Annotated in this window: 17 protein-coding genes; 16 read left to right on the top strand and 1 reads right to left on the bottom strand. The window is 68.3% G+C overall.

Features of this window, described 5'->3' with window-relative positions:
- Positions 1-110 precede the first annotated feature (110 nt).
- The 4 genes from KHC24_RS01180 to KHC24_RS01165 all read left to right on the top strand — a co-directional run bounded on the left by KHC24_RS01180 (position 111) and on the right by KHC24_RS01165 (position 3,244).
- Positions 111-668 carry a DUF3280 domain-containing protein gene (locus KHC24_RS01180; protein ID WP_213358606.1) on the top strand — a complete coding sequence of 186 codons (558 nt, stop codon included), beginning with the start codon at positions 111-113 and terminating at the stop codon, positions 666-668.
- On the top strand, positions 665-1,702 hold the full coding sequence (locus KHC24_RS01175) for an ABC transporter substrate-binding protein (protein WP_271180584.1): 1,038 nt from the start codon (positions 665-667) through the stop codon (positions 1,700-1,702). Before KHC24_RS01180 ends, KHC24_RS01175 begins: the two co-directional genes overlap by 4 nt.
- An 85-nt stretch (positions 1,703-1,787) precedes the next feature.
- Entirely contained in the window at positions 1,788-2,513 is a 726-nt protein-coding gene (locus KHC24_RS01170) for an ABC transporter permease (RefSeq protein ID WP_213358859.1), read from the top strand.
- Positions 2,510-3,244: an ABC transporter ATP-binding protein gene (locus KHC24_RS01165; RefSeq protein WP_309299337.1), complete on the top strand. Its 735-nt coding sequence runs from the start codon at positions 2,510-2,512 to the stop codon at positions 3,242-3,244. Before KHC24_RS01170 ends, KHC24_RS01165 begins: the two co-directional genes overlap by 4 nt.
- A gap of 281 nt (positions 3,245-3,525) precedes the next feature.
- Here KHC24_RS01165 and fae read toward each other — a convergent pair whose 3' ends face one another.
- The gene (gene fae, locus KHC24_RS01160) at positions 3,526-4,032 is read right to left on the bottom strand and encodes a formaldehyde-activating enzyme (RefSeq protein ID WP_213358604.1); all 507 of its coding nucleotides are present in this window, start codon (positions 4,030-4,032) and stop codon (positions 3,526-3,528) included.
- Between the two features lie 519 nt (positions 4,033-4,551).
- Here fae and KHC24_RS01155 point away from each other — a divergent pair.
- The 12 genes from KHC24_RS01155 (at position 4,552) to KHC24_RS01105 (ending at position 13,146) form a co-directional block, all read left to right on the top strand.
- Positions 4,552-4,761, top strand: a complete 210-nt coding sequence (locus tag KHC24_RS01155; RefSeq protein ID WP_213358603.1) for a hypothetical protein — start codon at positions 4,552-4,554, stop codon at positions 4,759-4,761.
- A gap of 235 nt (positions 4,762-4,996) precedes the next feature.
- Positions 4,997-5,464: a cupredoxin domain-containing protein gene (locus tag KHC24_RS01150; protein WP_246545975.1), complete on the top strand. Its 468-nt coding sequence runs from the start codon at positions 4,997-4,999 to the stop codon at positions 5,462-5,464.
- 87 nt (positions 5,465-5,551) lie between these two features.
- Positions 5,552-5,821 carry a histidine kinase gene (locus tag KHC24_RS01145; RefSeq protein WP_246545973.1) on the top strand — a complete coding sequence of 90 codons (270 nt, stop codon included), beginning with the start codon at positions 5,552-5,554 and terminating at the stop codon, positions 5,819-5,821.
- Positions 5,822-5,940: 119 nt separating this feature from the next.
- A complete protein-coding gene (locus tag KHC24_RS01140; RefSeq protein WP_246545971.1) occupies positions 5,941-7,671 on the top strand; it encodes a sensor histidine kinase in 1,731 nt (576 codons plus the stop codon).
- On the top strand, positions 7,668-8,369 hold the full coding sequence (locus KHC24_RS01135) for a response regulator transcription factor (protein WP_213358602.1): 702 nt from the start codon (positions 7,668-7,670) through the stop codon (positions 8,367-8,369). The genes KHC24_RS01140 and KHC24_RS01135 overlap by 4 nt, the downstream gene beginning before the upstream one ends.
- A gap of 187 nt (positions 8,370-8,556) precedes the next feature.
- Positions 8,557-8,649, top strand: coding sequence for a pyrroloquinoline quinone precursor peptide PqqA (gene pqqA, locus KHC24_RS01130; RefSeq protein ID WP_246545969.1), 93 nt, complete (start codon positions 8,557-8,559; stop codon positions 8,647-8,649).
- 36 nt (positions 8,650-8,685) lie between these two features.
- Positions 8,686-9,651, top strand: coding sequence for a pyrroloquinoline quinone biosynthesis protein PqqB (gene pqqB / locus KHC24_RS01125; protein ID WP_213358601.1), 966 nt, complete (start codon positions 8,686-8,688; stop codon positions 9,649-9,651).
- Entirely contained in the window at positions 9,648-10,400 is a 753-nt protein-coding gene (gene pqqC / locus KHC24_RS01120; protein ID WP_246545967.1) for a pyrroloquinoline-quinone synthase PqqC, read from the top strand. The genes pqqB and pqqC overlap by 4 nt, the downstream gene beginning before the upstream one ends.
- Positions 10,401-10,703, top strand: coding sequence for a pyrroloquinoline quinone biosynthesis peptide chaperone PqqD (gene pqqD, locus KHC24_RS24895; RefSeq protein ID WP_246545966.1), 303 nt, complete (start codon positions 10,401-10,403; stop codon positions 10,701-10,703).
- Positions 10,700-11,860 carry a pyrroloquinoline quinone biosynthesis protein PqqE gene (gene pqqE, locus KHC24_RS01115; protein ID WP_213358600.1) on the top strand — a complete coding sequence of 387 codons (1,161 nt, stop codon included), beginning with the start codon at positions 10,700-10,702 and terminating at the stop codon, positions 11,858-11,860. Before pqqD ends, pqqE begins: the two co-directional genes overlap by 4 nt.
- Before the next feature lie 18 nt (positions 11,861-11,878).
- Positions 11,879-12,592 carry a hypothetical protein gene (locus tag KHC24_RS01110; RefSeq protein WP_246545964.1) on the top strand — a complete coding sequence of 238 codons (714 nt, stop codon included), beginning with the start codon at positions 11,879-11,881 and terminating at the stop codon, positions 12,590-12,592.
- Between the two features lie 188 nt (positions 12,593-12,780).
- On the top strand, positions 12,781-13,146 hold the full coding sequence (locus KHC24_RS01105; RefSeq protein ID WP_213358853.1) for a hypothetical protein: 366 nt from the start codon (positions 12,781-12,783) through the stop codon (positions 13,144-13,146).
- The last annotated feature ends 12 nt before the right edge of the window (positions 13,147-13,158 follow it).

Genomic DNA, 13,158 nt, shown 5'->3' with positions numbered 1-13,158 from the left:
AGGAAGTTTAGCGCCAGACTGACGGAAAAGTGAAGCGGATGTCTTGCCGCCGGTCGGCGCCGGGATATGATCGCCGCCACAACAGGCGCAGCAGAACGGGAGGTCGCCCGATGACCCGTCAACGACCATCCAGCCGCCGCCGATGGCACCCCGCCAGATTGGCAGGGGCGGCTGTCGCTCTCCTGCCGTTCTGGTTTGCCGCGCCCGCCGAGGCGGCGACCCGCGTCGCGGTGTTCGGCTTCGAACTGCTCGACACCAGCGGCGAGGCCAGCCTGGGCGGGCCGAAGCCGGCGGAGCAGCACCGGCTCGACCTGATCACCGGGGAGGTGCGCCAGCGGCTCACCGCCGCCGGCTATGAGGTGATCGACCTCGCCCCGGAGGCGGCGCGCATCGAGGAGGCGACGCCGTTCCGCAACTGCAACAGCTGCGAACTGCCGATCGCCCGCGCGCTCGGGGCGCAGATCGAGGTGATCGGGCTGGTGCAGAAGGTGTCGAACCTCATCCTGAACATCAATTTCCAGCTGCGCGACGTCGAGACCGGCAAGGTGCTGCGCGCCGGCAGCGCCGATATCCGCAACAACACCGATGAATCCTGGCTGCGCGGCATCTCCTATCTGGTGCGCAACCGCCTGCTGGATCCGCCGCTGACCGGGAAGGCGGCGCCGTGAGCAACACAGGCATGAAAGGCGAGGGCAGCGCCATGGAAGGCCTGCGACCGAACCGTCGCGCCATGCTGGCGGCCCCGCTGCTGCTGGCGCTGGTGCCCTCGGAGAGCTACGCGGCCGAGGCGCCGCTGCGGATCGGCTCGCTGAAATTCGGCACCCTCAACTGGCTCACCGAGACCATCCGCGCCGAAGGCCTGGCCGCACGCGAGGGGCTCAGCTTCGAATCGATCGACTTCGCCGGCGGGCAGGCGACCACGGTCGCCTTGCAGGCCGGCGATATCGACCTGATCGTCAGCGACTGGCTATGGGCGATGCGCCGTCGCCAGGAGGGCGAGGATTTCCGTTTCGCGCCGTTCTCCAGCGCGCTGGGCGCGCTGATGGTGGCATCGGGCGGGCCGGTGCGCGCCGTCGCCGATCTCAAGGGGCGCAAGCTCGGCGTCGCCGGCGGGGCATTGGACAAGAGCTGGCTGCTCCTGCGCGCCTATGCCCAGCAGACGGCGGGAATCGACCTCACCAAGGACGCCGAGCCGGTCTACGGCGCGCCGCCGCTGATCAACCAGCAATTGTCGCTCGGGCGGATCGACGCGGCGCTTACCTTCTGGCCGTTCGCCGCCCGATTGGACGCGCAGGGCTTTGCGCGGCTGCTCGACATGAAGGAGGTGGTGGCCGGGCTCGGCATCGCACCGCCGCCGCCGCTGGTCGGCTTCGTCTGGCGCGAGCGCACCGCCGCGACCAAGGGCGCGCAGCTCGCCGCGTTCTTCCGCGCCGCGGCGGCGGCGAACCGCCTGCTCGCCGGCTCCGATGCCGCGGCGGCCAGCGCCTGGGAACGGCTGCGCCCGCTGATGCAGGCGGCGGACGCGGCGGAATTCGGCAAGCTGCGGGATTATTACCGCGTCGGCATTCCCGGACCGTTCGACGCGGCGGGCGTCGCCGCCTGTGCCAAGCTCTATGACGTGCTGGCGCGGATTGGCGGGGCCGAACTGGTGGGGCCGAAGCCTGGCTTCGATCCCGGCCTGTTCGCCTTGTCGAGGGGCTGACGCGGTGGCCTTCCTGCGCAGCGGCACCGCGACCACCGGCGGCTCAGGCGGGGAGGCGGCCCGGTCCGGCCTCGCCGGCGCGACGATGACGCTGATCTCGCTGGCGCTGCTGGCGCTCGCCTGGCAGGCGGCGGCGTGGCTTATCGACTCGCCGCTGCTGCCGGGCCCGCCCGAGGTCGCCGCGGCGCTGATGCGCGCCAGCGCCGACTTTGCCTTACCGCGCAACATCCTGATCACGCTGGGACGGGTGGCGGCGAGCTTCCTGGTCGCCATGGTGGTCGGCGCGGCAATCGGCATCGTGCTCGGTCGCTCCAAGGCGCTCGACCGGGTGTTCGGGCCGTGGCTGATCGTGCTGTTGAACCTGCCGGCGCTGGTGGTGATCATCCTCTGTTATGTCTGGTTCGGCCTCACCGAGGCGGCGGCGATCACCGCGGTGGCGGTGAACAAGATCCCCAATGTCGCGGTGACGCTGCGCGAGGGCGCGGCCGCGCTGTCGCGCGAGCTCGACGAGATGGCGCTGGTGTATCGCTTCGGGCCGCTGCGCACGCTGCGCCATGTGGTGCTGCCGCAACTGGCGCCATTCTTCGCCGCCGCCGCCCGCTCCGGCCTCGCGCTGACCTGGAAGATCGTGCTGGTGGTGGAACTGCTCGGCCGCTCCAACGGCGTCGGCTTCGAATTGCAGACGGCGTTCCAGCTGTTCGACGTCGCCACCGTGCTTGCCTATGCGCTGGCCTTCACCCTGGTGGTGCAGATCATCGAACTGGTGCTGCTCCAGCCCCTGGAACGCCGCGCCGGCCGGTGGCGCCGGTGACCGGCATCACGATCGATATCGGCGAGAAACGCTTCCCGGCGGTGGCCGGCGCGCCGGCGCGGCTGATCTACCGGGATTTCCGGCTGGAGGTGGCGCCGTTCGCCTTCGTGGTGCTGCTGGCGCCATCCGGCCTCGGCAAGACGACGCTGCTCAACATGGTCGCCGGCCTCGACCGGGATTTTTCCGGCACCATCCGCTTCGAGCCGGCGGCGGGCGCGGCTGCCCGTCCCGAGGGGCCGCGCCTCGCCTATGCGTTCCAGAGCCCGCGGCTGCTGCCGTGGCGCAGCGTGCTGGATAATGTGGCGCTGCCGCTCGGGCGCGACCCGGCGGCCGCCGAGAAGGCGCTGGCGATGCTGCGGCAGGTCGGGCTCGAGGAGCAGGCGGATGCCTATCCCGAGCGGCTGTCGCTCGGCCAGCAGCGGCGGGTGGCGCTGGCGCGAGCCTTCGCCATCGATCCCGACGTGCTGCTGATGGACGAGCCCTTCGTCTCGCTCGACGAGGCCGGCGCGGCGCGGCTGCGCGACCTGCTGCGCCGGCTGCTGGTGGCACGGCCGGCGACGGTGATGTTCGTCACTCATGACAGCCGGGAGGCGGTGGAGCTCGGCTCGCGCATCGTGCGGCTCGACGGCGCGCCGGCGCAGATCGTCGCCGATGTCGCGGTGGGGTTGAGCCCGCAGCAGCGCCGCGCGCCCGACGCCGTCGAGGCGCTGCGCCGGCAGGTGATCGGCTGAAAGCGCACCGGCCGCGCCGGAATGCAGCGGTCTATTCTAAAATTTCAGATGAAGTTCCGGATTTTATATATTGATCTACATAGGAAAAAGACCCGAGGCGGTGGCCTCGGGTCTCGGGAGTCGGCGGTCACTGAAGCGGCATTGCCGCTTCGGTCTGCACGAGCACGAGAACGGACGCGCCGTCCTCACTTGTCGAGGAAGATTGCCGCCAACCGCTGGAGCAGGCCCTTCGGCAAAGGTGCCGCGGGCGGTGGTATTTTCTGCTCCGGGTTGCTTCCGATCTAAGCCGCGAAGGGGTGCTTGGCGCTGGCAGCGCCGGCGACGACCTCTTTCACGGTGGGCTGGCCGTTGATGGCGCGGGCGAGCGCCTCCTTGGTGGCCTGGTAGTTGTACTGCTGGATCTTGGCGTCGTCAGCGGCTTCCCAATGGATGAACACGCCGACCGAGATGAACAGGTCGTCGGCTTCGTCCTCGGGGATGACACCCTCGGCGACACTATCCACCACCGCCTTGGCGACGGCGTACTGGGCGGGGCCGAACATCTGGACGGCTTGGCGGGCGTCCTTGATGGTGACCTTGTTGAACAGGATGGTGTTCGGCTTGGCCAGCAGGTTGGGGGTCACCACCGCGAGCAGCGAGGTGAAGCCATCCTTGTTGTTGGTGAGTGCGTTGACGAAGGCACTTTCCGCCGCGCTGCCGCGCGGGCCGATGATCAGGTCGATGTGGGCCACTTCATTGCCGTCGCCGACAAGTGATTCACCGATCAGAACCTTGTTGATCTTGGCCATCTTAATCCTCCCAAACGGGGTTGCTCATCAAAAGGGCGGGGTGCCCCTCTCCGATGTCCCGGCTATCTTTGTTGCAGCGTTTGAAACACCAAACCGGTTGGCCCGATAGCACGACCACACGGGCGTGAGACTAGTTCCGCTTCGCGACTCCCCGCAAGGGGGACGTCGTTGCAATCGTTGCTTTTGCGACGGTTTCGCGCCACTCCCGACGGCGTTTCGCCGTGGCCGGGCGAAGTGAGCGGCTTCCTCGCGACCATCGGCCGCGCATTTCGGCCGTGATCAGCCTTTAGTCATGAGCGGATCGGCCGCGCCCAATCCTTGACCGCTCCGGACCGGGCGGGATCCGGGCCCGGCCGATGCGGCAGGAGCGGGACGCACGAGCAGGCCGAAACGCCGGACGCGGACAATATAGCGCAACTCCCCGAAGGTGGGTTTCCATCTGGCATGCCATTTGCTGGCAAAGGGGCGTCTAAGGGGAAACGCTCGGGTAGCTCAGGTCCACACTCAAAGGGTCCCGCTATGGAGCTCATTTTATCTATCTGCCTGATCGCCTCGCCCGGCGTGTGCAAGGAAGAAGCCGTGTCCTTGAATGTCGAGCAAGTGTCTCTCCCCACCCAGTGCATGATGGGCGCCCAGCCCGTGATCGCCGAATGGTCGGAAACCCACCCCAAATGGCGCGTGACCAAATGGCGCTGCGGTCGCCCGGGTATCGCCGGCAAGGATATCTGACGCCGAGGGCTTCACTCCACCCGGTGCCATGGTGCCGGGAGGAGTGGCGCGCCTTCCTCCGGGCCTCCCTTCCGGCCGGTGCTTCAGAATCATAAAATATTCATAAGAATCAATGTTCTAGACAGGAAGAATTGCCGCACATAGGCTCCCCGACGGGAAGAAATCCCGGCTTGGATCGCCGTTGCCGCCTGGCGATGGCGCGCCGAAGCCAAGAAACAACGTCAGGAGGAAACCTATGAGGGACGGGCATCGCCGCCGCATCGGCACGGGCTTGATTCTCGCCACCTTGCTGGGCGCCGCCGCCGCCCTGTTGCCGGCGGGCACCGGCGCGCGGGCGGGGGATCTCGCCAAGGGCCGGCAGGATCTGCCGGAGATCGTGCTGGGCGACACCAACGGCAACGACTTCGCCGTGCCGGTGAAGGAAATCACCATGGAAGGCGGCAAGTCCTACCGCCTCAACGTGACGTCCAACGGCGGCAAGGAATACAAGTTCATGGCGCCGGAATTCTTCCGGAACATCTGGATGAACCAGATCGTCATCAACCACCTCGAAATTCATCCCTACGGCGCGCCGCACCACATCGAGTTCGACGATGCGGGCACGATCGCGCTCGAATTCGTGCCGATCCGCACCGGCACCTTTGAATGGTGGATCGAGGGGCTGAAGGACAAGGGCATGCACGGCACGCTGACGGTGAAGTAGCCGCGGGTGCCGTCGTGCCGGCACGTTCCGCCAATTCCGCTTGAGCAACGAAAGCGCCGGCACAGACCGGCGATCGGGGAGGATACCATGCAGAAATTCACGCGCAGCGTCGCCGCCGGTGCCATATTGGCGGCGGCCTTCGGCCTCGGGCTGATGCTGCCGGCTTCGGCCGACGAGGCCAAGGATTGCACCGCCGGCATCGCGCTGCTCAAGGCCGAGGCGGCCAAGAGCCCGCCCAAGGCCACGCTCGACAAGATCAACAAGGCACTCAAGGGCGCCGAGCGCGAACTCGGCGAAAAGGAATATGACGAGTGCCTCGACTTCGTGAACGACGGCAAGAAGGCCGTGAAGAGCTGAGGCTGCCAGCCCGGATGAGGTGAAGGCGCGCGTGCTGCGTCGCAGCGTGCGTTGCCTCGCCGGACATGAAATCATCGGGTCTCTTCGCAAGAGGAGCGTCGATCCGGGAAGCCGCCTGAATGCTGCGCCTGTCTTTCTTTCCGCTGCGGAAACGCCTCGCCGCGCTGCGCGGGCGGATGTCCTCGCTGCGCGCGCGGATGGCGCTGCTGCTCGCGGTGGCGGTGCTGGTGACGGCGGTTTCGGCCGCCTCGCTGGTGACGGCGCTCGGCGTGGTCAATGCCGAGGTCGACCGGCTGGTTTCCGCCCAGCAGCGGCTGGAGCTGCTCTCCGGCCTCTCCGGCCGCATCGGTGACTATGCGCTGGTGGCGCTCCAGGCCGCGCAGGCGCCGGACGGCCTCGGCAACCTGCCGGCGGCGGGCGATCGTGCGCGCGAAGCATTCCGCCGTTTCGAGACCGCGCTGGGCGAGGACGTGGCGCGGCTGACCGACGAGGAGCAGCGCACCCTGATGGCGGCCCGCAGCCGCACCATTGCGCGCCTCAGGGCGCAGTTCGAGATGCTCGACCAGCGGGTGAAGGTGGCGATGATCACCCCGCAGCGCGCCGTAGGGGTGCGCCTCGCTCTCGACGTGTTCGCCGCCGGCTTCGGCGCACCGCTCGGCCAGGCGATCGAGGAGGAGCGGGCCAGCGCCCAGGCGGCGCAGGAGGCGGTGCGTGCGCTGCGCGCCCGGACCCTGCGCTGGGGCATCGCCAGCGTCGTGTTCGCGCTCGCCCTGGCGGCATTGATCTATCACCGGCTCGGACGCTCGCTCATCCGCCGCGTGGCCGACGTCTCCGCCGCCGCCGCCGCCGTGGCGCGGGGGCACACCGATACGCGCCTGACGGTGACCGGCCATGACGAGCTCAGCCTCGCCATGGCGCGCTTCAACCGCATGGCGATGCAACTCGCCCGCCGCGAGGCCCGCCTCGTCGCCGACCAGCAGCACCTGCAGGAAATCGTCGATGCGCGTACCGCCGAGCTGCGCGCCGCCAATGAGCGGCTGGAGAATGTCGACCAGGCGCGCCGGCGCTTCTTCACCGATGTGAGCCATGAATTGCGTACCCCGCTGACCGTCATTCTCGGCGAGGCCGAGGTCACGCTGCGCCCGGCGGCCCCCAGGCCCGACGACATGCGCGCGGCGCTGCTGGTGATCCAGGCGCGGGCACGCCGGCTGCACCGGCGGGTCGAGGACCTGTTGCGCATCGCCCGCTCCGAGACCGGGCAGATCGAGCTGGAACGCCGGCCGGTCGCGGTCGCCGATCTGTTCGCCGAGGTGGCGGAGAGCATGCGGCCGGTTGCTGCGGCCCGCCGGCTGACGCTGGAGAGCGGGGAGGCGGCAGGGGTGACCGTGGAAGCCGACCGCGAATGGCTGCGGCAGGTGATCGAGGGGCTGGTCGCCAATGCGGTCCGGCATTCGTTCCCCGGCGGATCGATTCGGCTGGAAGCGGCCGTGGAGGCCGGCGAGATCGTCCTGCGGGTGCGCGACCGCGGCGAAGGCATCCCCCGCGACGAGCTGCCGCACGTCTTCGAGCGGTTCTGGCGCGGCGCGCGCGGCGGCGGGGAAGGCAGCGGTTTCGGCATCGGTCTCGCACTTGCGAAATGGGTCGTCGAGCGGCATGGCGGCACGATCGGCATCGAGAGTGCCGGCGGCGCGCCGGTGCGCGACCCGCATGCCGACGGCGAGACGCCGCTGCTGGCGCCGTTGTCGCCGGAGGCAGGGAGTGCTGGCGCCGGTGGCGATCTTCCGGGAACCTGCGTCGCCATCCGCCTGCCCGCCGTCCTGCCGCATGTCACGCTGGAGCCTGCCCAATGACTATCCTGATCGTCGAGGACGATGCCGATATCGGCTCCCTGCTGCGGCGGGGCTTCGCCTCGGAGGGCTACCAGGTGGAGCTGGTGGGCGATGGCGACCTGGCGCTGCGCGCGGCCAACGGCAAGGTGCCGGAGGCGATCATCCTCGACGTGATGCTGCCGGGCCGCTCCGGCATCGAGGTGTGCAAGGCGTTGCGGGCTGCCGGCCAGACGGCGCCGATCATCATGCTTTCCGCCCGCTCCAGCGTGAACGAGCGTACCGAGGGGCTGCTCGCCGGGGCGGACGACTACATCATCAAGCCGTTCGCCTTCGAGGAGCTGCTGGCGCGGGTGAAGGTGCAGGCGCTGCGGCGCAGCTCCGGCGAGGAGGAGCCGCGGGTGCTGACCGCCGGCCCGCTCACGCTCGATCTCGAGGTGCGGCAGGTCCAGGCGGGGGAGGCGCGGGTGCGGCTGACCGAGCGCGAAGTGGAATTGCTCGCCCTGCTGATGCGCCATGAAGGCGAGCCGCTCGCCCGTGCCGATATCTTCGCCGCGCTGTGGGCCGGCCATGGCGGCGCTTCGCTGAATGTCGTCGACGTCTATGTCGGCTATCTCCGGCACAAGCTCGGCGAGGTGCTGGCCAGCGGCGAGCAACTCATCGTGACGGTGCGCGGCCGCGGCTTCATGTTCGATCCCAGATCGGAGCTCAAGCCCGGCTGATCATTGGTTCGATATCGGATGTGCTGCGCTGCAATGCGACTGGTATACAGTCGACCCGAGAATAATTCCGGACTTCTTCTTGACGTTGAATGTCGGAGTGATCAGAGTAATAGTGTCGTCGTCACAGTATGATGTGGCGAATGCCTCTTATAAACTTCTTATGAAAGTATAAAGAGGCGACCATAACATGGAGGAAGTGAAAATGGCCTGGACGACCCCGCGTATCGTCGAAGTCTGCGTCGGCCTGGAAGTCAACGCCTACATGCCGGCTGATTTCTGACGTCCGGAGGCGGGACGCGTATCGGAAGGCATCGAGATGCCAGAGGGCACGTCCCGCCTACGGCTTAAGGTTCTGGGCTCTGCGGCCGGCGGGGGCTTCCCGCAATGGAATTGCAGATGCCCGGTCTGCGCTCTCGCCTGGGAGGGCGATCCGCGCGTCAGGCGGCGGACACAGGCCTCCATAGCGGTCAGCGCCGATGGCGAGCAGTGGGCGCTGATCAATTGCGCGCCCGAAATACTGTCGCAGATCCAGTCCTTGCCGGCCCTGCAGCCGCAACATGGCCGCCGGCACACGCCGGTGGCATCCGTGCTGCTCACCAATGCCGACATCGACCATGTCGCCGGCCTGCTCAGTCTTCGCGAGGGGCAGGCCTTCACCCTCAACGCGACGGCGGCCATCCATGACGTGTTGCGCGCCAATCCGGTATTCGACGTGCTGGCCGCGGGGCTGGTCGAGCGCCGCCATATCGGGCTCGATGCGCCGTTCGAACTGGTCGCGGGCGTGACGGCGTCGCTCTTTCCGGTCCCCGGCAAGATCGCGCTCTATCTGGAGGCCGGCGAGATCGCCGCACACGGCGAGGTCGCCACCGCGCTGGAGGGCGAGCAGACCGTGGGAGTCGAGCTCAGCGACGGTATCTCGCGCCTCCTGTTCATTCCCGGTTGCGCGCGGATGACCGAGGCGCTCGCCGCCCGGATCGCCGGCGCCGACGCGGTGCTGTTCGACGGCACGGTGTGGCAGGACGACGAGATGATCCGCGCCGGGGTCGGCAGCAAGACCGGCGCCCGCATGGGCCACATGGCGATGTCCGGCGCGGCCGGCTCGATTGCCGCCTTCGCCGACCTGGATGTCGGCCGCAAGATCTACGTGCACATCAATAATACCAACCCGGTGCTGATCGAGGGCTCGGCCGAGCGTCGCGCCGCCGAGGCGGCAGGGTGGGAAATCGCCGAGGACGGCATGGACGTCGTGCCGGCGGGCGCGACGATGGAGACCGCATCATGACGACGCTGCTCTCGCCGGAGGAACTCGAGGCGCGGCTGCGCGACGTCGGCCGCCGCCGCTATCACAGCCTGCATCCGTTCCATAAGCTGTTGCATGGCGGCGAACTGAATTTCGGCCAGGTACAGGCCTGGGCGCTCAACCGCTATTTTTACCAGGCGATGATCCCGGTGAAGGATTCGTCCATCCTGGCTCGGATGGAGGAGCCGGAACTGCGCCGGGCCTGGCGCCAGCGCATCATCGATCATGACGGCGACAGGGAAGGCGAGGGCGGCATTGCCCGCTGGCTGAAGCTGACCGACGGGCTCGGCCTCGACCGCGACTATGTCACGTCGCTGCGCGGGCTGCTGCCCGCCACCCGCTTCGCCGTCGAGGCCTATGTGCATTTCGTGCGCGACAAGTCGCTGCTGGAGGCCATCGCCTCCTCGCTCACGGAGATGTTCTCGCCGGGCATCATCGGCGAGCGTGTCGCCGGCATGCTGAAGAACTATGATTTCGTCTCCAAGGAGACGCTGGCCTATTTCGACAAGCGCCTCACCGAAGCGCCGCGCGATGCCGATTTCGCGCTCGACTACGTCAAACGCAACGCCCGCACGCCGGAGCAGCAGCAGGCGGCGATCCGGGCGCTGGAATTCAAATGCGACGTGCTGTGGGTTCAGCTCGACGCGCTGTATTTCGCCTATGTCGATCCGGCCATGCCCTATCCCGGCGCCTTCGTGCCGGAAGCGGCACGCGCCAGGCAGGAGGCCTGAATGACCGCGGAGACCGCCAGCACCCGGCTTCCCGCCACCGGCGTGCCGAGGCTCGCCCGCGGCGTGCGGCTGCGCCATGACGAGGCGCGCGGGCAATGGGTGCTGCTGGCGCCCGAGCGGGTATTGCAGCCCGATCCGGTGGCGGTGGAGATCCTGAAGCGCGTCGACGGCGAGCGCAGCATCGATGCCATCATCGACGACCTGATCGCCGCCTTTTCGGTGGAGCGCGGGCGTGTCGCGGCCGATGTCGACGCCTTCCTCGCCGGCCTCGCCGAAAAGGGAATGGTGGAGGTGGGGCCATGAACGAAGTGGTGAATGTCCTGGCCCGTACGGTGGCGGAGGCCGCGGCGCTGGTTCCCCAGCCGCTGCCGGTGCCCTATGGCATGCTGGCGGAGCTGACGCATCGCTGCCCGCTGATGTGCCCCTATTGCTCCAATCCGGTCGAACTCGACCGCCGCAATGCCGAGCTGGACACCCAGACCTGGCTGCGCGTCTTCGAGGAGGCCGCCCGGCTCGGCGTGTTGCAGGTCCACCTGTCCGGCGGCGAGCCGACCGCCCGCCGCGATCTCGAGGAGATGATCCGCCATTGCGTGAAGGTGGGGCTGTACACCAACCTCATCACCGCCGGCGTCGGCGTCACGCCCGAGCGGCTGCAGGCGATCTCGGAGGCCGGCATCGACCACGTGCAGCTGTCCTTCCAGGGCGCGACGGCGGAGGTGACCGACCATGTCTCCAACTTCAAGGGCGCGCATGAGCGCAAGCTGGCGGTGGCCGGCGAGGTGCGCCGGCTGGGCATCCCGCTGACCGTCAATTCGGTGGTGCACCGCGCCAACATCCACCAGATCCCCGATTTCATCGAGCTGGCGCTGAAGCTGGGCGCCCGGCGCATCGAGATCGCCCATGCGCAATATTATGGCTGGGCGCTGCGCAATCGCGGCGCGCTGATGCCGACGCGCGATCAGGTGTTCCTCGCCCTCGACGTGGTGGAGGCGGCGCGCGAAAGGCTTAAGGGCGTGCTGACCATCGACGCGGTGGTGCCGGACTATTACGCGAAATATCCGAAGCCCTGCATGAATGGCTGGGGCCGGCAATCGCTGAACGTCACCCCCTCCGGCAAGGTGCTGCCCTGCCACGCCGCCGAGACCATTCCCGATCTCGATTTCTGGAACGTGCGCGAGCATTCCCTCGCCGAGATCTGGCAGGCCTCGCCGGCCTTCAACGCCTTTCGCGGCACCGACTGGATGCCGGAGCTTTGCCAAAGCTGCGAGCGCAAGGAAAAGGACTGGGGCGGCTGCCGCTGCCAGGCGATGGCGATTGCCGGCGACGCGGCGGCGACCGATCCCGCCTGCCACAAATCACCGCTGCACGCCCACCTGCTGGCGCTGGCGGAAGCCGACGCCGCCGCCGGCGTGGTGGACTACGACTATCGCCGCTTTTCGACCCCCGACCGGGCGCAGTGACGCCTTCCGGAGCCCCGCATGCGCCTGATGTCTCCTCGCCTTCTGCTTCGCCGCCTCGCCGTTCTCGCGGTCCTGCCGGCGCTTGCCGGTGCCGCCGTGCTGCCGGCTGGTGCGGCCATCGCCCAGCCGGGCCCGGTCGAGCTGTTTTTCGAGACGCCCTATCTCGCCAAGCTGCCGAACGGCACCCGCCTCTCCTACAACTATACCCACACCACGGCGCGCAAGGATCTCGGCGACAGCTTCGACGAGACCATGCAGCTCACCGTGGCGCCGGCGGAGGAGGATGCCTCCAAGCAGGTCGCCAAGGTGGATATCCGTCGCGGTGAGGTGGAGCGCGGCGCCGGCCCATTTCCGGCGATCAGCAATCCGCTGACGCTGGTGCTGCTGGAGCGCGAGGCGAAGGAGATCACCGATCTCAGCAAGGGCAGCCCGTACTATATCCGCAACCGCCTGCGCGATGCGCTGGCCAAAGCGACGGTGGAGCCGACCCGCTTCGACTATGGCGGCAAGCCGGTGGCCGGCTGGAAGATGAGCATGACGCCCTTCGCCGACGACCCGCACAAGCAGCAGCTGGTGGAGATCATCAACCGCCGCTACGAATTCCTGTTTTCGGACGAGGTGCCGGGCGGCCTCTACGCGATGCGGGTGGTGACGCCGCAGGCGGATGGCAAGGCCATCATCGAGACCAATGTGACGCTTTCCGACCCGGCCGCCCCCGCGGCGGTGAAATGAGCAGCGGGCCCGCGCGCCGCCATGCGGGGCCGGAAGACGCAGAACGCCGGCCAACGGCGACGAAAGGGAGCAAGGCCATGCGCATTATGACCGGGGCCGCGATCGGCCTTTGCCTGTGTCTCGTCACCGGCGCCGCCTTCGCCCAGGAAGGTGCGCCAGCGCCGGCCGCGGCGCGCGCGCCGGGAGCGATGGCGGTCGGCGATCCCGCCGGCGCTCTCGTCGGCCCCGCCGGGGTGAGCCGGCCGGCGCCGTCCGCCAACGTGCCGCCCGGCTTCATCAGCGATTATCCCACCGTCGCGCGGGCCGACTATGTGTTCGGCTGCATGGCGGCGAACGGCCAGACCAGGCCGGCGCTGGAGAAATGCTCCTGCTCGATCGACACCATCGCGACCATCCTGCCCTATGAGAAATATGTCGAAGCGGAGACGATCCTCAGCGTCGGCCAGGTGGCCGGGCAGCAGGCCGAGGTCTTCCGCACGACCGGCATGTTCCGCGACATGGTCGCCGATCTGCGCCGCGCCCAGGCCGAGGCCGAGGTGACCTGCTTCTATTGAAGCCGGCACCGG

The organism is Ancylobacter defluvii (genome assembly GCF_018390605.1).
GTDB classification, from domain to species: domain Bacteria; phylum Pseudomonadota; class Alphaproteobacteria; order Rhizobiales; family Xanthobacteraceae; genus Ancylobacter; species Ancylobacter defluvii.
Note: the sequence above shows the minus strand (reverse complement) of the source record. Positions and strands in the feature narration are given on the sequence as shown.